Origin of the sequence: Xanthomonas dyei (assembly GCF_002939865.1) — a bacterium.
Lineage (GTDB): Bacteria > Pseudomonadota > Gammaproteobacteria > Xanthomonadales > Xanthomonadaceae > Xanthomonas > Xanthomonas dyei.
This window is the reverse complement of record NZ_MDEE01000039.1, coordinates 15,495-32,248: the sequence shown is the minus strand read 5'-3', so window position 1 is coordinate 32,248 and position 16,754 is coordinate 15,495. Positions and strand designations below refer to the sequence as shown.

At 66.7% G+C, this 16,754-nt stretch carries 13 protein-coding genes and 1 pseudogene; 7 read left to right on the top strand and 7 right to left on the bottom strand.

Translation table 11 applies throughout. The features are described 5' to 3' along the window. Window positions 1-3: 3 nt before the first annotated feature. From XdyCFBP7245_RS19350 to folE, 4 genes are all read right to left on the bottom strand, one after another. Window positions 4-3,402 carry an ATP-binding protein gene (locus XdyCFBP7245_RS19350; RefSeq protein WP_104617067.1) on the bottom strand — a complete coding sequence of 1,133 codons (3,399 nt, stop codon included), beginning with the start codon at window positions 3,400-3,402 and terminating at the stop codon, window positions 4-6. A 58-nt stretch (window positions 3,403-3,460) separates the two neighbouring features. Beyond that, complete coding sequence (locus tag XdyCFBP7245_RS19345) at window positions 3,461-4,171, bottom strand: DUF4194 domain-containing protein (RefSeq protein ID WP_104617066.1); 711 nt, start codon at window positions 4,169-4,171, stop codon at window positions 3,461-3,463. Beyond that, the gene (locus XdyCFBP7245_RS19340) at window positions 4,158-5,627 is read right to left on the bottom strand and encodes a DUF3375 domain-containing protein (RefSeq protein WP_104617065.1); all 1,470 of its coding nucleotides are present in this window, start codon (window positions 5,625-5,627) and stop codon (window positions 4,158-4,160) included. The genes XdyCFBP7245_RS19345 and XdyCFBP7245_RS19340 overlap by 14 nt, the downstream gene beginning before the upstream one ends. A 197-nt stretch (window positions 5,628-5,824) precedes the next feature. Further along, the gene (folE, locus tag XdyCFBP7245_RS19335) at window positions 5,825-6,427 is read right to left on the bottom strand and encodes a GTP cyclohydrolase I FolE (RefSeq protein WP_104617064.1); all 603 of its coding nucleotides are present in this window, start codon (window positions 6,425-6,427) and stop codon (window positions 5,825-5,827) included. Between the two features lie 130 nt (window positions 6,428-6,557). Between folE and XdyCFBP7245_RS19330 the strand changes: the two genes are divergently transcribed. The 5 genes from XdyCFBP7245_RS19330 (at window position 6,558) to XdyCFBP7245_RS19310 (ending at window position 11,878) form a co-directional block, all read left to right on the top strand. Further along, window positions 6,558-7,013 (top strand): MarR family winged helix-turn-helix transcriptional regulator, encoded by a 456-nt coding sequence (locus XdyCFBP7245_RS19330; protein ID WP_104617063.1) that lies wholly within the window; start codon window positions 6,558-6,560, stop codon window positions 7,011-7,013. A 101-nt stretch (window positions 7,014-7,114) separates the two neighbouring features. Beyond that, window positions 7,115-7,333, top strand: a complete 219-nt coding sequence (locus tag XdyCFBP7245_RS19325) for a DUF1656 domain-containing protein (protein WP_074052590.1) — start codon at window positions 7,115-7,117, stop codon at window positions 7,331-7,333. Beyond that, a complete protein-coding gene (locus XdyCFBP7245_RS19320) occupies window positions 7,330-8,253 on the top strand; it encodes an efflux RND transporter periplasmic adaptor subunit (protein WP_170068716.1) in 924 nt (307 codons plus the stop codon). Before XdyCFBP7245_RS19325 ends, XdyCFBP7245_RS19320 begins: the two co-directional genes overlap by 4 nt. After that, entirely contained in the window at window positions 8,250-9,710 is a 1,461-nt protein-coding gene (locus XdyCFBP7245_RS19315) for an efflux transporter outer membrane subunit (RefSeq protein ID WP_104617061.1), read from the top strand. Before XdyCFBP7245_RS19320 ends, XdyCFBP7245_RS19315 begins: the two co-directional genes overlap by 4 nt. Further along, window positions 9,707-11,878, top strand: coding sequence for an FUSC family protein (locus XdyCFBP7245_RS19310; protein WP_104617060.1), 2,172 nt, complete (start codon window positions 9,707-9,709; stop codon window positions 11,876-11,878). Before XdyCFBP7245_RS19315 ends, XdyCFBP7245_RS19310 begins: the two co-directional genes overlap by 4 nt. Before the next feature lie 265 nt (window positions 11,879-12,143). Here XdyCFBP7245_RS19310 and XdyCFBP7245_RS19305 read toward each other — a convergent pair whose 3' ends face one another. Next, window positions 12,144-13,505 (bottom strand): MFS transporter, encoded by a 1,362-nt coding sequence (locus XdyCFBP7245_RS19305; RefSeq protein WP_104617059.1) that lies wholly within the window; start codon window positions 13,503-13,505, stop codon window positions 12,144-12,146. A 114-nt stretch (window positions 13,506-13,619) separates the two neighbouring features. Next, window positions 13,620-13,832: pseudogene (locus tag XdyCFBP7245_RS19300) on the bottom strand (YdeI/OmpD-associated family protein); the annotation flags it as partial. Between the two features lie 141 nt (window positions 13,833-13,973). On the opposite strand from XdyCFBP7245_RS19300, the gene XdyCFBP7245_RS19295 reads away from it, so the two are divergent. Beyond that, window positions 13,974-14,522 (top strand): RNA 2'-phosphotransferase, encoded by a 549-nt coding sequence (locus XdyCFBP7245_RS19295; protein WP_104617057.1) that lies wholly within the window; start codon window positions 13,974-13,976, stop codon window positions 14,520-14,522. A 168-nt stretch (window positions 14,523-14,690) separates the two neighbouring features. Beyond that, on the top strand, window positions 14,691-15,956 hold the full coding sequence (locus tag XdyCFBP7245_RS19290) for a phospholipase D-like domain-containing protein (protein ID WP_170068715.1): 1,266 nt from the start codon (window positions 14,691-14,693) through the stop codon (window positions 15,954-15,956). 33 nt (window positions 15,957-15,989) lie between these two features. On the opposite strand, the gene XdyCFBP7245_RS19285 is transcribed toward XdyCFBP7245_RS19290, so the two are convergent. Beyond that, a complete protein-coding gene (locus XdyCFBP7245_RS19285) occupies window positions 15,990-16,514 on the bottom strand; it encodes a CcdC protein domain-containing protein (RefSeq protein WP_104617056.1) in 525 nt (174 codons plus the stop codon). Between the last annotated feature and the right edge of the window lie 240 nt (window positions 16,515-16,754).

Below are 16,754 nucleotides of genomic sequence, written 5' to 3'. Positions count from 1 at the left end.
AGCTCACTCCTGGTCGGCCACCGGGTCGATGCCGGTCGCTGCAGATGCAGTGCGCGTACGCTCTGGCAGCTTGAGCCTGCGCGAGGCTTCGTCGTATTCGATCAGCAACACGCCCGAATCGTGGCGCCCGCTGATCTCCACAAAGCATGCGCCGCCGATGAACGGCTCCAGCGTCATCACCGATTTCAACGGCGTGGCCACCACCATCTGGAAGCCGAAATTTTCGAAGATATTCATCGCCAGCGCAGTGAATTCGTTGTCGGCCTTGTCGAAGGCTTCGTCCAGCACCACCGCGCAATAGCGCGGCAGTTCGCCGTCCTCGCCACCAAGCTGATAGCGCAGCGCCGCCGCCAGGCAGGTGGTGGCCAGTTTCTGCCGCTGGCCGCCGGACTTGCCGGCGCCGCTGCGATAGATCTCCACCTGCTGGCGGGTGGCCGCATCCAGTTCCACGCCGACGAATTCCACATGCAGGCGCACGTCCAGCACCAGCTCGCGCCAGCGCTTGTCTTCGCCTTCCTGCGAGCCGAGCTTGCGTACCAACTCGCGCAACACCGCAAATTGTTGCTCGGCCACCTCGCGCTGTTCGGTCTGGTGATGGCCGAGCACATCGCGCAGATGCTGATGGAACTCGATCACCTCCGGCAGGCGGCGGTCGCTGAGTTCGATGGTGAGCAAGGTGCCGTGGTTGAACGGCACCTGCTCCAGGCTGGCGTTGACCTCGTCCAGGCGTTGGGAGATCGACTTGCGCGCTTCGGCGGTATGCCGTTGCAGCGCCAGCAGATTGTTCTTGCTCTGGCTTTGCAGCAGGTCGAAAAAACGTGCCTCGTGTTGCGGCAGGCCGTCGCGTTCGAGCCGCTGCAGGCGAGCGAGAAAATCGTCTGCGCCTTCCAGCGTCGGGCTTAAATCACCGCTGTCTTCCGGCCATTGCTGGAAGTAGCGGCGGAAACATCCGATCAACGCTTGCTGCAGGCGGGTCAGTTCGTCCTTGCTGACGCCAAGCTGGGCATCCAGACCACGCTCCAGAGTGCGGAAGCGGTCCTGCAGGTTATCCAGGCTCAACTCGCCCAAACCGAGCAAGCGCTCGGCCAGGCCTTGCTGCTGCAACGGCGTGACCAGGCGCGTATGCGCATCGGCACATTCCAGATGCTGCTTTTCCAGCCGTGCGCGTTCGACGCCCAGCGCGATCCGTTCGGTACGCACGCCCTCATACGTACGCGTGGCCTGCGCGATGTCGCCGCGTGTGCGGTCGATCGCCTCGCCCAACGCGCGCAGGTTGGCGTCGCCTTCGCGCAGCTGTTGCAGGGTCTGGGCGATCTGGCTCAGGCGTTGCAGCGCTGCGGCCACATCGATTTCCTCCCAGCCCAGATTGACCAGGGTGTTGCGGGCCAGACGCTGCTGCCCATCGCGTTCGCGGCGCGCGCGCAGGCCGGCCACGTCGGCGTCGCAGGCCGCAATGCGTTGCGCCAGCTCCTGGCCTTCGCGCTCGAACAAGGCGAGCTTGTCGCGGTTGTTGAAGCCCAGCAGCCAGCGGCGGCGATCGCCCACGGCATGGCGGTCGTCTTTTTCGTAACGCTCGCCCGGATGCTTGACCTGACCTTCGCGGGTGATGGCACGTTCGGCGTGGCGCAAGGCCTTGGCTGAGTCCACGCAGTCGTAATCGAAGCGCTTGCCCAGCTCGCGCCGCAACCAGGCGGCGTACGGGTGATCGCGCAATTCCAGCTTGTGCAGCAGCGAAGCGCTACCGGGCTCGCGCCCACTCAACGCCTGCTCGTTGTTGCGCACCCGGTAATAGACCAGGCGCGTGCCGAGTTGGGTGCGATTGACCCAGTCGGCGACCTCGGCGTAATGGCGCTCGTCCACCAGCAACGATTGCGCAAAGCCGTGCAGCACGCGCTCGATGGCGCCACGCCAGGCGGATGCATCCTCGCGCACCTGGATCAACTCGCCAACGAACGGCAGCGCCGCTTCCGGCACGCCGGTGTCGGCGCTCATGCGCGCGCGCAGGCTTTGCATGGGCGCCGGAATATTGGACGGGTTGCGCGTCAACGCGTCGATTTCGGCGCGCACCTCGGCAAAGCGCTTGGTGTCGTCGTGTTTGCCAGCCAGGCGTTCGCTGATCGCTTCGTCGAGCTGGGCGGCGGCACGCTGGCCGTCTTCCAGCGCGGCGCGCGCCTGCGCGACCTGCTCGGCAAAGCCGTGCGCGCTGTCGGCCAGCGCCCGCTCCAATGCACGGCAGGCCTGTTCGGCCTGCACCCGCTTGGCCGCGCGGCGGTCGCGCTCGGCCTGCAGCTGGGTCTGCTCGCGCTCCAGCGCATCGATGCGTTCGCCACCTTGCGCGCGCCGCTGCGCCTCAAGATCGTCCAGGTGGCGGGTGTGGTTGTCTAACGCAGCGCGGCGCTGGCCTTCTTCGCCGGCAAGGCCGCGGTCTTGCACGTCCAGTTCCTGCAGGCGCGCGTCCAGCAGGGCAAGCCGGCGCTGCTCGCGGTAGGCATCGATGCCGAGCTTGAGTTCGTCCAGTTCGCTGCGCTCGCGGCGCAGCTGCATCAGCTCGGCATGGTGCGCGCGCGCGGGCAGCAGAGTCTCTACCTGGCGCCGCGCCGTCACCACCGCATGGTGTGCGCCGTCGAGTTCGGCGAAGTCGCCGACCAGGCGTTCGGCCGCATCGAAGGTCTTGGGTTCTTCGAGCATGAAGCCACGCAGGAACGCGTTGAGATCGCCCAGATTCTTGGCCGATTGGGTCTTGTGCAACAGGCGCAGCGCCATCTCGTTGCTGATGCCCAGCTGATGCCGGAAGCGTTCGGCGTAGCCGGCAAAGCTGTCGAAGTGATGCACGTCGTGCAGCCGTTGCTTGAGCTTGCGCAGATCCAGGTCGAAGCCGGCCAGGTCCTGCGCCACGTCGAAGGCGCGCTCGGCCACCATGTAGTGCTTGCGCACATCGCCGGTAGCCGCGCTGTTGCCGGCGATCCAGAATAGCCGCACCAGGCTGACCACGCGGTCCTCGCCATTGCGGTATTCCAGTACCAGGGCGGTCCAGGTGGCGCCCTTGCGCAGGTATTGCGTGGCGATCTCGCCGGACGCGCTGTCCTGCTGGTCGGCCCAGGCGCCGCGCACGTACGACACCAGATTGCGATCGCGCCCGCTGCGCTCGGCCTCGCGCGCGGCGGCGTTGAAGTCGACGATGCTGGGCGGGGTGAGCAGTGCCGACATCGCATCGAGCAGCGTCGATTTGCCCGAGCCGGAGCGGCCGACGAACAGGAAACCACGCTCGGCGATCGGTACTTCGGTCAGTCCCGAGAACGTCCCCCAGTTGTGCACCTGCAGGCGACGCATGCGGAACTGCTGCAGGCGCGCGTCGGGCAGACCGTTGGCAAATAGGCTGGAAGGCGCGGCAGAGGAAGTCATCGATACGGTCCGGGAAGCCAGAAAAGCGCAGGTCTGCGCTCGAACGGGTGGTGCGGTGCTAGGCGTGCGCCAGGTCCGCCTCGTCCTCGTCGCCAGCCGGGCTTTCGCGCAGCTGGCGATAGACCTGGCCCAGGGCGGCGACATCTTCGGCCGAGAACAGCAGTTTGAGCGCGGGCGAGATTTCATAGCGTGCGTCTTCGCCACGTAGACGGGTCAGCACATGGTTGTCCTTCATCTTTTGCACCGCGGTCGCTACCCGACGCAAAAAGCCGGCGCGGTCGGTGGACAGGTTCTTTTCGTAAACGGCCAGCGCCTCGCCCAATACCGCTTCTTCCACCACCGCGCGCACACCGCGCGCATCGGCTTCGGCCAGTTGCTGACGCAAATGCAGGAGCAGCACCGAATCGATGAAGGTCAACGGCGCCGAGCGCAGCAGCACCGGCGCTTCCAGCTCGCCGGTATCGGCCTGACGGGTGAAGGCGATACCGGCCTCACGATCGAGCACCAACTCCAGAAACACCTCGGCCAGGGCGCTGCGAATGCCAGCCTCGCTGCGCAGCAAGGCCGGCCACAGGCGGCCATGCCGTTGCGCGTCCACGCTGGGGCCGCTGAGCAACTGGCACAGCACGCGGCGCGCCTCCACCGGCAAGCGGCCGGTATCGCCGGCGAACAGGCCGGTGCTGTCTGCGCCCGGATGCTGGGGGTCGGCGATCCCGGGGGCGATGTCGGTATCGGTATCGGTATCGGGATCGTGCTCAGGCCAGTTCATGGCGTTTCTCCTGGGTAAACCAGATCAGCGGGATGCGCGCGCGACGCCATTGACCATCGCTGCCGCGCCATTGCGCCACTTCCGATTGATCGGCGCTGACGATGCCATGGCGCGTGCCCAGCGACAGGTAGCCGATCACGCTGCCCAGGCCCTGGGTGGCCTGACGTTGCGTCAATGCCTGCGCGATGGACAGCTGCGGCTGGGTGGCCAGCAGCTCGAACAGATCGCGTCGCAGAGTACGGAAATCGATCTCCGACTGCGCCACCAGATCGCCCACGCTGTCCAGCGAGATCGCGGCCGCCTCGTTGCGTTGGATGCTGCCATCGACCTGCTGCTGGCGCGGGTCGTGCAGGCGCCATTGCGCGAGCGACCGCAGCCGGCTGGTGGTCAGCATCAGGCTGCGGCCGATCAACCGCTGGGCCGGAATGTGCTCGCGCAGGCTCAGCGCTTCGGCCTGCGCCTGCTTGAGCAACCGGTTGAGCCGGCGCTGTTCCAGATAGCCACGGCTCTGCACGAAACCGCGCAGGCTGCGCGCGAAATGCTGCATCACATCGTGGACCTGGCCGCCACGTTCGAGCATGGTGCCGGTGAGCCCGCGCAGGAAGCTGCGTTCGCGGCGATCGAGCTTGCGCGCGAACGTACGCGCAAGCACCGTCTCCAGCGCCGCATCCAGCTGCGCGCTCTGTTCGGCATCGTTGAGCAGCGCCCAGAACGCCTGGAAGCTGCGCCCGGCCTCGCTGTCGCCGATGACATCCACGCCTTCGAACAGTTTGGTCAGCACCTCGCCGCGCTCGCCTTCGTCATCGATGATGCGTTCGCGGAATTGCCGGTTGAGCTGTTCGAAATCGTCGCGCACGCGGCGGAAGTCTTCGGTCAATTCGTCGGCCAGCGCGATCACCTGGCGGGTGCGCTCGAGCGCACGCTTGCCGTCCAGCGAGGCGACCTTGCCGGCCGACACCCGCGCGATTTCCGCATCGATCCTGTCGCGCTCGTCGCGCAACGCCGACAGGCGCGCGTCAGGGTTGGTTTCGGTCAGTGCCGCCAGCTGGGCGAGCTGCTGCATCACCAACGCCAGCCGGCTTTCGGTGGCCGTGCTGCGGCTGTGCTCCAGGCCGTCGACAAAGCGGATCGCCTGCGCGGCCTGCGTGGACAGCTCGTACTCTTCCTGCTGCGCGCCGTCGGGCAGGCGCCGTTCCAGCCAGCCTTGCGCCAGCCAGTGCGCGACATAGGCTTGCGCGGTGCGCGGCAGGTCGCGCGCCAGATGTTCGGCGTTGATGTCGTCGAGCAGGCGCTGCAGGCGCTCGTGCAGCACCGCAGCCGGCAACACGCGTTCTCCATCCAGCAAAAGCCCCTGCAACAGACCGATTACCTCCGGTGCATGGTCGGCGGCCAGCAGTTTCCACAGCGGCTCGTCGCGCAAGCTGCGGTAGCGGGCGATGCGGGCGCGCACCTTCATACCGGTTCACCGTGGCACGGCCTCAGCGGGGTCCGGCCAATAGCGCGCTGACACGCCAATGGCAGGGTGCGCAAAACCTCTGCCCGGCCGACGGATGCGTTACGGTCTCCCACCGGGATGTTCATGCGGTCTCCCACCGTCTGCTGCACTGCCCGCATGCTTGCCTCAGCGTGTAGCGCGCGCCGGCACGGCATGCCTCAACGCTTGCCGCCCACTTCGAGGAACTGCAGGAATTCGGCGCGGGTGCGCGCGTCTTCGCGGAAGCTGCCCAGCATCTTGGAAGTCACCATGCTGACGCCGCGCTTGTGGATGCCGCGGGTGGTCATGCACTCGTGCGAGCCTTCGACCACCACGCCGACGCCGCGCGGTTGCAGCACGTCCTGGATGCACTGGGCGATCTGCGCGGTCATTTTTTCCTGCACCTGGAAGCGGCGCGCGTAGCTTTCCACCACGCGGGCCAGCTTGCTGATGCCAACCACCTTGACGCTGGGCAGGTAGCCCACGTGCACCTTGCCGATGATCGGCGCCATATGGTGCTCGCAGTGGCTCTCGTAGGAGATGTCGCGCAGCACGATGAGCTCGTCGTAGCCGGCCACCTCTTCAAATGTGCGTTCCAGGTAGTCGCGCGGTTCTTCGCGGTAGCCGCTGAACCAGTCGCCATAGGCTTCGGCCACCCGGCGCGGGGTGTCCAGCAGGCCTTCGCGGCTGGGATCTTCGCCGGCCCAGCGCAACAAGGTGCGCACGGCGTCTTCGGCCTGGGCCTGGGTGACGGAGGAATCGGGCTGGTCGGACTGGCTCATGCGCAGGTGCACCCAAAGGGGGCAAGCATGGTACCCGAGGACGGGGCAGCGGCCCCAGTGGCGGTTGCGGCCGCTGGGCCGGGTTCAGTGACTATTGATTCATTGTTGAATTGATAGCATGCTAACTATTATGACGACTAAGGCAATCACACCTCGCGCCCGGCTCAGCTCCGGCCTGTTGGTCGCCGCCCGCCAGTGGCAGCGGCTGGCCGACCAGGCGTTCGCCGAATTCGGCCTGTCCAGCGCCTGCACCGGCCCGCTGCTGATGGTCGGCCGCTCCGGCGGCGGCATCCGCCAGGTCGCACTCGCCCAGCAACTGGGCATGGAAGGCCCGTCGCTGGTGCGGCTGCTGGACAAGCTGGCAGCCCAGGGGTTGATCCGGCGCGAGGCCGACAGCAGCGACCGCCGCGCCAACCAGTTGTGGCTCACCGACGCAGGCCAGGCGCTGGTCGGGCGCATCGAGATCCGCCTGGATGCGCTGCGCGCCGAGGTCTTCGGCGCGCTCAGCGAAGCCCAGGTGCAGACAGTGCTGACGCTGTGGGAGCAGATCGCGCAGGCGCATGTGCGGCTGAGTCAGCCCGACTGAGTCAGCTGTCAGGCGTCGTGCTGCGACGCCGGTTGTGACGTTCCGCAGGCCCTCGCGCGCGTGCTGCGCTGCGCCGGGCGTGGTTGTTTCCCTTTCCCAGGATGTGCCCGATGTACGGCGAATTCAGTCTCTACGGTGTGTTCGTTCCCACCTTGCTGGCGTTGATGACGCTGGCCTACCTGCTCAACAGCGCCATTGGCGCGCTGCTGACCCGCGCCGGTGCGTATCGCCATGTCTGGCACCCGGCGCTGTTCAACCTGGCGCTGTACATCGCGCTGCTGGGCGGCCTGTTTTTCCTTACCCGTTGGATGCAATCGTGAAAAAGCTGATCAAGACCGCGGGGCCGGCGCTGCTGACCCTGGCAATGGTGGTGGTAGCCGCGCTGGTGCTGCAGCAGTTGTGGCGTTACTACATGGACGCGCCGTGGACGCGCGATGCGCACGTGGGCGCCGATGTGGTGCAGGTGGCCCCCGACGTGTCCGGACTGGTGGAATCGGTGGCGGTGGACGACAACCAGGCGATCACGCGCGGCCAGCTGCTGTTTGTGGTGGACCGCGCGCGCTATGCAATTGCGCTGGAACAGGCGCAAGCCGCGCTGGCCGAGCGCCAGGCCACGCTGACCCAGTTGCGCCGCGAGATTGCACGCGACCGCAGCCTGCAGGACCTGGTGGCGGCCGAAGATGCCGAGGTGCGCCGCTCGAACGTGCAAAAGGCGCAGGCTGCGGTGGCCACCGCGCAGTCGGCGGTGGATCTGGCCCAGCTCAATCTGGAGCGCACGCAGGTGCGCAGCCCGGCCGATGGCCATGTCAGCGACCGCACCGTGCGCGTGGGCGATTACGTTAGCGCCGGGCGCCCGGTGGTGGCGGTGCTGGATACCGGTTCGTTCCGCGTCGATGGCTATTTCGAAGAAACCCGCCTGCATGGCGTGCATGCCGGCCAGCGCGTGGACGTGCGCCTGATGGGCGAGCCAGTGACCCTGCACGGGCATGTGGAAAGCATCGCTGCCGGCATCGAAGACCGCTATCGCAGCGGTAGCGCCGGCGCACTGCCCAATGTCACCCCGGCGTTCGACTGGGTGCGGCTGGCGCAGCGCATCCCGGTACGCATTGCGCTGGATCAGGTGCCCACGCACGTGCAGCTGATTGCCGGGCGCACCGCCACGGTGACGATCCTGCCCGATGCCGCACCGTCGCCGTCCGCTGGCTCGCCTGCGCATGTGCAGGCAAAGGCCGCGCCATGAAGCGCCTGCGTCTGCTCGGCCTGAGCGCGGCCGTCACGTTGCTGGCGGCGTGCAGCACGGTCGGCCCCAATTACGCGCTGCCGGACCAGTCCGCATACCAGCGGCCAGCCGCCAACGCCGCGTTCATTGACACCGGCAACGACCAGGTGCAGCCCGGCGCGCCGCTGCCGGCACGCTGGTGGGCGTTGTATCAGGACCCGATGCTCGATGGCCTGGTCGAACAGGCGCTGCGCGACAACGTCGCGTTGAAAGTGGCCAGTGCCAACCTGCGCCGCGCCGCAGCGGTGTACGAACAGGCCATGGATGCCGGCGGCTTCGATTACGAGGTGGAGGCCGGCGTCAGCCGCGCGCAGGTGTCGGCCGAAGCCTTCCTGCAGGAAGAAAAGCTGCCGGTGTTCAACCTGGCCGATGGCAAGTTCGGCGTGTCGTACCAGTTCGACCTGTTCGGCAAGCTGCAACGCGGCGCCGAAGCCGCGCACGCCGATACGCAGGTGGCACAGGCCGCGATCGATCTGGCCCGTGTCAATGTGGCCGCGCAGGTCGCCGGCAGCTATGTGGAGATCTGCCATGCCAACCACGAGCTGCATGTGGCCGAGCATTCGCTGCAATTGCAGCAGCGCAGCCGTGAGATCACCCAACGTTTGATCGCCGCCGGACGTGGCACGCCACCGGATCTGGCCCGCGCCACCGCGCAGGTGGCGATGCTGCAAGCCGCCCTGCCGCCGCTGCGCGCGCGCCGCCAGGCAGCCGGCTATCAACTGGCGGCATTGCTCGGCAAGACGCCCAGCGAAGTGCCTGCCGGTGTCGACCGCTGCGCGCATGCGCCGGCCTTGCAGCACCCCATCCCGATTGGCGATGGCCGCAGCCTGCTCGCCCGTCGCCCGGACGTGCGCCAGGCCGAGCGGCGGCTGGCCGCGGCCACCGCGCGTATCGGCGTGGCCACCGCCGAGCTGTATCCGGAGATCCGCCTGGGCGGTTCGATCGGCGCCACCGGCCTGCTGGCGGACTTCGGTGAGCCGGCCACACATGCCTGGTCGTTCGGCCCGCTGATTTCCTGGACGCTGCCGTCCAGCGGTGCGCGTGCCCGCGTGCGCGCCACAGAAGCCGGCGCCGACGCCGCGCTGGCGCAGTTCGACAACACTGTGCTGCAGGCGCTGCGCGAGGTGCAGACCACACTCTCGCGCTACGCGCAGGATCTGGACCGCCTGCACCTGCTGGAACAGGCGCAGCAACAGGCCGAACTGGCGTCGGCGCAAAACCGCCGGCTGTATCAGGGCGGGCGCACCCCGTATCTGTCCAGTCTGGATGCCGAGCGCACCCTGGCCACCGCCGACATGACCCTGGCCACTGCGCAGGCACAGGTGTCGCAGGATCAACTCCAACTGTTTCTGGCACTGGGCGGCGGTTGGAACACCGATGCCCGTAGCGACGCCACCGCTTCCACTGCCGCGCCATGAACGCACTGCTGCGCGATCGTCAGGCCTGGCTGTTTTCGGTCAAGACCTTTGCCGCCTCGATCGCCGCGTTGTACGTGGCGCTGGCCGGCAATCTGTCGCGGCCGTACTGGGCGATGGCCACCGTCTATATCGTCTCGCAACCGCTGCTCGGCCCCACCCGCGCCAAGGGCGTGTACCGCGTGCTCGGCACCGTGCTGGCCGGCGCGGCCACCTTGGTGATGCTGCCGAATCTGGTCGAAACCCCGCTACTGCTGAGCGCGGCGATGGCGTTGTGGTTGTCGGCCTGCCTGTTTCTGGCGCTGCTCAATCGCGGCCCGCGCGGCTATGCATTTTTGCTGGCTGGCTACACCACCGCGTTTATCGGCTTTCCTGCGGTGACCGCGCCGGAAGGCATCTTCGACACCGTGGTAGCGCGCAGCGAAGAGATCGTATTGGGCACGGTGATGGCGGTGCTGTTCGCCTCGCTGGTGTTCCCCGCTTCGGTACGGCCGATGGTCACCGCACGCATCGGCGGTTGGATGCAGGACGCTGCGCAATGGTGCCGGCAGGTGCTGCAGCGTGGCGACTCGCACACGCCGCGCAACCGGTTGGCGGCAGACCTGGTGCAGTTCGAAGCCTTGATCGCCTTCGTGCGTCACGACGACCCACGGCATGCCAGTGCGGCGCCGGCGATGGAGCAACTGCGCGCGCGCATGCTGATGCTGCTGCCGGTGCTGTCGTCGATCGCCGACCGGCTGGATGCATTGCAGCGCGGCGGGTCTGCACAGTCGCCCGCACTCAAGGCGCTGCTGGACGACGTCGCCGGTTGGGTGGATCAGCGCGAGGACGCAGGCAGCGATGCCGATGTCGACGCGATGCGCGCACGCATCGCCGCGCTGCGCCCGGTGGTCGATCAGGACATCGAGCATCTGCTACTGGCGAGCTTGCTGCTGCGCCTGGAAGAATTGCTCGACCTCTGGCAAGACTGCCGCGCGCTGGAACAGACGTTGCTGCAGGGCACCGCGCTGCCGGCGGCGAGACAGGCTGCAACAGCCGAATCGATGGACGCTGCGCAAGGCGATGCCGGTGTGCGTTCGCGCATGCACCCCTCGCTGCTGCAGCGCCTGGGCATCTCGCGACCCCAGACCGCCGATGCAGGCGTCCCTGCCAGCAGCGCGCGCCACATCGACTTCGGCATGGCGGCGTTTTCCGCGCTCAGCGCTGGCCTTGCGCTGCTGGCGTACTGCGTGTTGTGGATCGGCATCGGTTGGGAGGGCGGCGGCAACGGCGCGATGATGGCTGCGGTCACAGCCGCGTTCTTTGCCGCGCAGGACGACCCCGCACCCAGCATGGTGTCGTTTCTGACCTGGGCGGTGGTCGCCAGCGTGGTCGCAGGTATTTACCTGTTCGGCATCTTCCCTGCGATCCACGACTTCCCGATGTTGGTGCTGCTGTTGGCGGCGGTGTTTCTGCCCATCGGCGCGTTGCTGCATCGGCCCAAGAGCATGTTGATCGCGCTGCCGCTGGTGGTGAATCTCACCGCCCTGCTCAGCCTGCAGAACACCTACAACGCCAACATCCAGAGCTTCGTCAACGCCGCCGTGGCGATGGTGCTGGGGATCGGATTCGCGGTGGTGCTCACAAAGGTGTTCCGCTCGGTCGGCGCCGAATGGAGCGCGCGTCGCCTGGTCCGCCAGGGTTGGCGCACGCTGGCCGACGCCGCCGATGGCCATGGCGCGCAGGACCGCCACCAGTTCGCCGCGCGCATGCTGGATCTGCTCGGCTTGCTCGCGCCCAGGTTGGCCTTGGCGCCGGAAGGCAGCGACCTGGCATCGATGGATATGCTCAGCGAAGTCCGCGTGGGCTTGAACATCTTGCAGCTGCGCAGCGCGCGGCACGGCTTGCCGCCATCGAGCGTGGACGCGGTGGACACCATCCTGGCCGACGTCGCTGCGCACTACCGGCAACAGATCGCGCACAAGCGTCCGTTGCCTGCACCGGATGCCCTACGTACGCGTCTGGATGCCTCGCTGGCGCGCGTGGGCAAGGTGCCGGCAGGAACGCATCGCGATGACGCGCTGCTGGGCTTGATCGGCCTGCGTTACAGCGTGTTTGCCGAGATGGCTCAGAAGGACGCAAATGCCAGACACCAGAAGCCTGATTTAGCCCCTCTCCCTGCGGGGCGATAAGGCACTGCCTGCGCGCCACTGGCGCGCGTGCCTTGGAGCGCCCGCGCTGCTGGCGCGGGCCGGGGCGCGGGGCCGGAGCCCGGGCTGGGGTTGGGGTGTCCCAATGCACGACCGCAATATCGATGCTTCACCTTGGCGACGCGTGGCGACGCGTTCACCATGGCTGGCATGCTAGTCGCCTGAGGCGCCCCTCATCCGCGCTTCGAGCACCTTCTCCCGAAGGGAGAAGGGAGCTAGCTATCAAGCTTGCGGTTGCATCAACACATCATCGCTTTCGCTCACGCATCGCCGCTTCGTCATCCAGCCAGTTGCTGCCCTTGTTGGTCAGGAAGAACATGTACACCACCAACGACACCGCAATCACCGCGGTTGCGTAGATCACAAACTCGCTCACGTGACCGGTCTTCAACGAGGCCTGATACAACAGCGGCGCGGTGCCACCAAACGCGGAGTTCGCCAGCGCATAGCCCAGGCCAACGCCCAGCGCGCGCACATGGGTGGGGAACAATTCCGCCTTCACCACCGCATTGATCGAGGTGTAGCCGGTCAGGATCACAAAGCCCACGGTGAGGATCGCGAACGCGGTCAACCAGTCGGTCTGCTTGGGTAGCTCGGTCACCAGGAACCAGGTGTACAGCACGCCGCCGATGCCGAAGAACACCAGCAAGGTCTTGCGCCCCACGATATCCGACAGCCAACCGCCCACCGGCTGCATCAGCATCAGCACCGTCAGCGCAACCAGGTTGATGATGGTGCCGGCCATCACGTCGCCACCGGCGAACGCGGTCTGGATCATCTTCGGGCCGGTCACCGAATAGGTGTAGAACGCGATGGTACCGCCGGCCGTGATCAAGAAGCACAGCAACAGCGGGCGCCATTGATTGACGAACAGCTCGCGCATCGAGCCGGACGCCTTGGCCTTGCCGGTGCGCGAATCGGCGATGGATTCAGAGCTCAGCGATTCGTCCATGGTCTGACGCAACCAGAACACCACCAGCGCACCGATACCGCCCAGGCCGAACGCCACACGCCAGCCCCATTCGGACACCTGCGAGGCATCGAAGAAGTGCAGCATCACCAGCAAGGTGGTCTGCGCCAGCACGTGCCCGCCCACCAGGGTCACGTAATGGAACGACGACAAGAACCCGCGTCGGCCTGGAATCGCCGCCTCGGACATGTAGGTCGCGCTGGTGCCGTATTCGCCACCGGTCGCAAAGCCCTGCACCAGGCGCGCCAGCAGCAGGATGATCGGCGCGGCAATACCAATGGTGACCACCGTCGGCGTCACCGCGATCACGAACGAGCACAGCGCCATCATCGACACCGAGATCGTCAACGCCAACCGCCGGCCGTAGCGGTCGGCAAAGCGACCGAAGTACCACGCACCGATCGGCCGCATCAAAAACGTCATCGCAAAGATCGCCCACACGAACATCGTGGCGTTCTTGTCTTCCTTGGAAAAGAACTGCGATTCGAAATAGGTGGCAAATACCGAGTAAACGTAGACGTCGTACCACTCGACCAGGTTGCCGGCCGATCCCTTGAGCGTATTGGACACCGAGCGGCGAAGGCTACCGGGTGCTGCGCCAGAACCGGCGGCGATCGGAGACGAGGGGGGTGCGCTCATGCGGTCAGAACCTCTTCGGTGGGGCAGCCTGGGAGTATAGGTGCGCACTTGTGTGACGCATGTAAGCATTTCGGCGCATATACACCCCGCAGATCCGGCTGCCGCGCGCCCGCTTCAGCCCGCTTTGGGCGTTGGCGCCGCAAGCGATGTGCTGTACATACCCGACCGGTCGAAACAGCACGCACGCCGCTTGCCGGAGGCGAGCATGTCGCAGGCAGTGGCAACGCGCTTGATCCGCGTGTCGGCCTTCTTGCCCGAGGTGATCCAAAAGATCCAGTCTCGCCGCGCCACTGCGGTGATGACGCCCCAGGTGGCACGTGCGTTTGGGAAGCGCGGACGCTGCACCAGAAACGGACGCACCGCCGAACCGCAGCAGCAAACGCGCCTGCCCGGCGCTCAGGCAGCCGCCTCCATCCCCGCTTGTAAACTCCAGCGTCCAGGGCACACGGATCGTCCAGCGCAATCACCATGAGCAAGCATCACACCGAGACCAGTAAATTCCTCAGCTACGTCTTGCGGCATGCACCGGAATCCATCGGGCTGGTGCTGGATCGCGACGGCTGGGCAGACATCGACGCGTTGATTGCGGCAGCCAATGCCCACGGCAAGGCGCTGGATGCGGAGCTGATCGGCGCGGTGGTCTCCAGCAGCGACAAGCAGCGCTTTGCGCTGTCTGCCGACGGCCTGCGCATCCGTGCAGTGCAGGGTCATTCGACGGCGAGCGTGGCCCTTGCGCACGTGGCAAAGACACCGCCGACGCTGCTGTACCACGGCACCGCCACGCGGTTTCTCGACGCGATCCTGCGCGAAGGCCTGCGCCCGGGCCAGCGCCACCATGTGCATCTGTCGGCCGATCCGCAGACCGCCATGCAAGTGGGCGCCCGCTATGGCACGCCGGTCTTGCTGATCGTCCAGGCCGGACAGATGCATGACCAGGGCCTGCAGTTTTTTGAAGCTGACAATGGCGTGTGGCTCATCGACGCGGTACCGGTGGCGTTTCTGACCCAGGCCAGCTGACGCGCGCAGGCCGGCAACTGCCGCTACGCGCAGCGGCATGTGGCACGGCACCACGGCAGTGCCTCGCAGCGCAGCGCACGCGCCTGCCTTCACAACCCCCATGCCGCGCGCCTTGGCAGAATGCCGGCCGCTTGTGGCCGCAGTGGCAGGGGAATCGGAGTTGGATGCATGACATGGATCATCGTGGCCACCGTCGTCATCACCTTGCTGGTGGGGCTGCTGCTGCTCAACTTCGCCACGCCTGAGAAGAAGCTCGAGCATATTCCGAGCCATTGCTACGACGTTTCGGACCCGCAGTTCAAACGTGAGATGTCGGTGTTGCTGGGGCCGGCGATCCTGCCCGGCAACAAGATCCAGGTGCTGCAGAACGGCCACGAGATCTTTCCGGCGATGCTGGCCGCCATCCGCGGTGCGCAGCACACGATCACCTTCGAAACCTACATCTACTGGTCGGGCGAGATCGGCCGCGAGTTCAGCCAGGCGCTGTCCGAGCGCGCGCGGGCCGGCGTCAAGGTGCGCGTCACCATCGATTGGGGCGGCAGTTTGAAGATGGACCCGTCGTTGGTCGAAGAGATGACCGATGCCGGCGTGGAAGTGCACCGTTACCGTCCCCTCACTTGGTACAACCTGCACCGCGTCAACAACCGCACCCATCGCAAGTTGCTGGTGATCGATGGTCGCATCGGCTTTACCGGCGGTGTGGGCGTGGCCGATCAATGGATGGGCGATGCGCAGGACCCGGAGCACTGGCGCGACTCGCATTACCGCATCGAAGGCCCGGTGGTGGCGCAGGTGCAGGCCGCCTTCAACGACAACTGGATCAAGACCACCGGCCGCGTGCTCAACGGCGCCGAGTACTACCCGCAGCTGGCGCCAGCCGGCGACAGCGATGCGCAGCTGTTCGTGGCCTCGCCGGCCGGCGGTAGCGAGAGCATGCACCTGATGTATCTGATCGCCATTGCCGCGGCACGCACGTCCATCGATCTGGCCGCGGCGTACTTCGTGCCGGATGCGCTGATCACCCGCTCGCTGCTGGAGGCGCGCAGCCGTGGCGTCAAGATCCGCGTGCTGTTGCCGGGCAAACATATCGATGCGGTGTCGGTGCGGTTGGCGTCCAAGGCCAGCTGGGAGCCGCTGCTGCAGGCCGGCATCGCCATCCACGAGTACCGGCCCACCATGCTGCACACCAAACTGCTGATCATCGACACCTTGCTGGTGTCGGTGGGCTCGACCAACTTCGACATCCGCTCGTTCCGCCTCAACGACGAGGCCAGCCTGAATGTCTACGACGCCACGCTGGCCGCACGCATGACCGAGGTCTTCGAGCGCGACCTGCAACGCGCCGAGCAGTACACGCTGGAACGCTGGCGGGCGCGGCCGCTGCGGCAGAAGCTGGGCGAAAAACTGGTGTTCCCGTTCCGTTCGCAGGTGTGATGCGGCGTCACCGATGCCGCGCACCGCACCCGCTCACACCACTGCGGAAGCCGCGGCCTGCAACCGCAGCTGACGCAGGCGCCACCACACCCCGCCCACATGCACCAGCGAATACAGCACCAGCGCGGCGGCAATGCCCAAGGTCAGCGGGCTGGCCTGCGACCCGGCAGCGGCCGCACCCTCGCTGAAAGCACCGGCGCCCCAGCGCCAGGCCAGCCGGCCCAGCAGGACCAGCATCAACGCCCCGCCGATCCATGGATTGGGCGCGTACCAGCCGCGGCCGTCCACCCATTCGGCATGCGTGTAACGCAGCGACACTGCGCCCAGCCCGATGCCGGCCGCCGTACCCAGCGCAACGCCCAGCCGCACCTGCGGTAATCCGTAGACCGCAAACGCCAGCGCGGCGGCGGCGATGACCAGCACCGCCGCACGCACCGCAGTGCCGACCGGCTTCCACTGCTGGCGACCGAAGCTGCGGCGGATGCGCCGGTAGTAAATGAAGGCGATGGCCGCCATCGACAGGTACGGGGTAAACGGTGCGATGGCAGCAGCGGGCATGACCAATCCTGTGTGGGTGCAGTGACGGCTGCAGGATGAAACCCGCTGGCACCGCGAACAAGGTGCCAAGTGTCACTTTCTGCGGCCGGCGGCGTACCTCACGGCGGCCGGCTCCTGGGTGCGTCGCTCTCCCGACCGCCGCTGCCATCGCCCCCGGTGAACGCCGCACACGCGCACGCCAGCCATTGCCACACGCGGATCAAGGCCGCGGCGGTAGACTTGGCGGCAGTACTCCCCCAC

Excerpts from the sequence above, each read along its gene's own strand:
- XdyCFBP7245_RS19350 (WP_104617067.1), bottom strand. The coding sequence starts at position 3,402 with ATGACTTCCTCTGCCGCGCCTTCCAGCCTATTTGCCAACGGTCTGCCC.
- XdyCFBP7245_RS19345 (WP_104617066.1), bottom strand. The coding sequence starts at position 4,171 with ATGAACTGGCCTGAGCACGATCCCGATACCGATACCGATACCGACATC.
- XdyCFBP7245_RS19340 (WP_104617065.1), bottom strand. The coding sequence starts at position 5,627 with ATGAAGGTGCGCGCCCGCATCGCCCGCTACCGCAGCTTGCGCGACGAG.
- folE (WP_104617064.1), bottom strand. The coding sequence starts at position 6,427 with ATGAGCCAGTCCGACCAGCCCGATTCCTCCGTCACCCAGGCCCAGGCC.
- XdyCFBP7245_RS19330 (WP_104617063.1), top strand. The coding sequence starts at position 6,558 with ATGACGACTAAGGCAATCACACCTCGCGCCCGGCTCAGCTCCGGCCTG.
- XdyCFBP7245_RS19325 (WP_074052590.1), top strand. The coding sequence starts at position 7,115 with ATGTGCCCGATGTACGGCGAATTCAGTCTCTACGGTGTGTTCGTTCCC.
- XdyCFBP7245_RS19315 (WP_104617061.1), top strand. The coding sequence starts at position 8,250 with ATGAAGCGCCTGCGTCTGCTCGGCCTGAGCGCGGCCGTCACGTTGCTG.
- XdyCFBP7245_RS19310 (WP_104617060.1), top strand. The coding sequence starts at position 9,707 with ATGAACGCACTGCTGCGCGATCGTCAGGCCTGGCTGTTTTCGGTCAAG.
- XdyCFBP7245_RS19305 (WP_104617059.1), bottom strand. The coding sequence starts at position 13,505 with ATGAGCGCACCCCCCTCGTCTCCGATCGCCGCCGGTTCTGGCGCAGCA.
- XdyCFBP7245_RS19295 (WP_104617057.1), top strand. The coding sequence starts at position 13,974 with ATGAGCAAGCATCACACCGAGACCAGTAAATTCCTCAGCTACGTCTTG.
- XdyCFBP7245_RS19290 (WP_170068715.1), top strand. The coding sequence starts at position 14,691 with ATGACATGGATCATCGTGGCCACCGTCGTCATCACCTTGCTGGTGGGG.
- XdyCFBP7245_RS19285 (WP_104617056.1), bottom strand. The coding sequence starts at position 16,514 with ATGCCCGCTGCTGCCATCGCACCGTTTACCCCGTACCTGTCGATGGCG.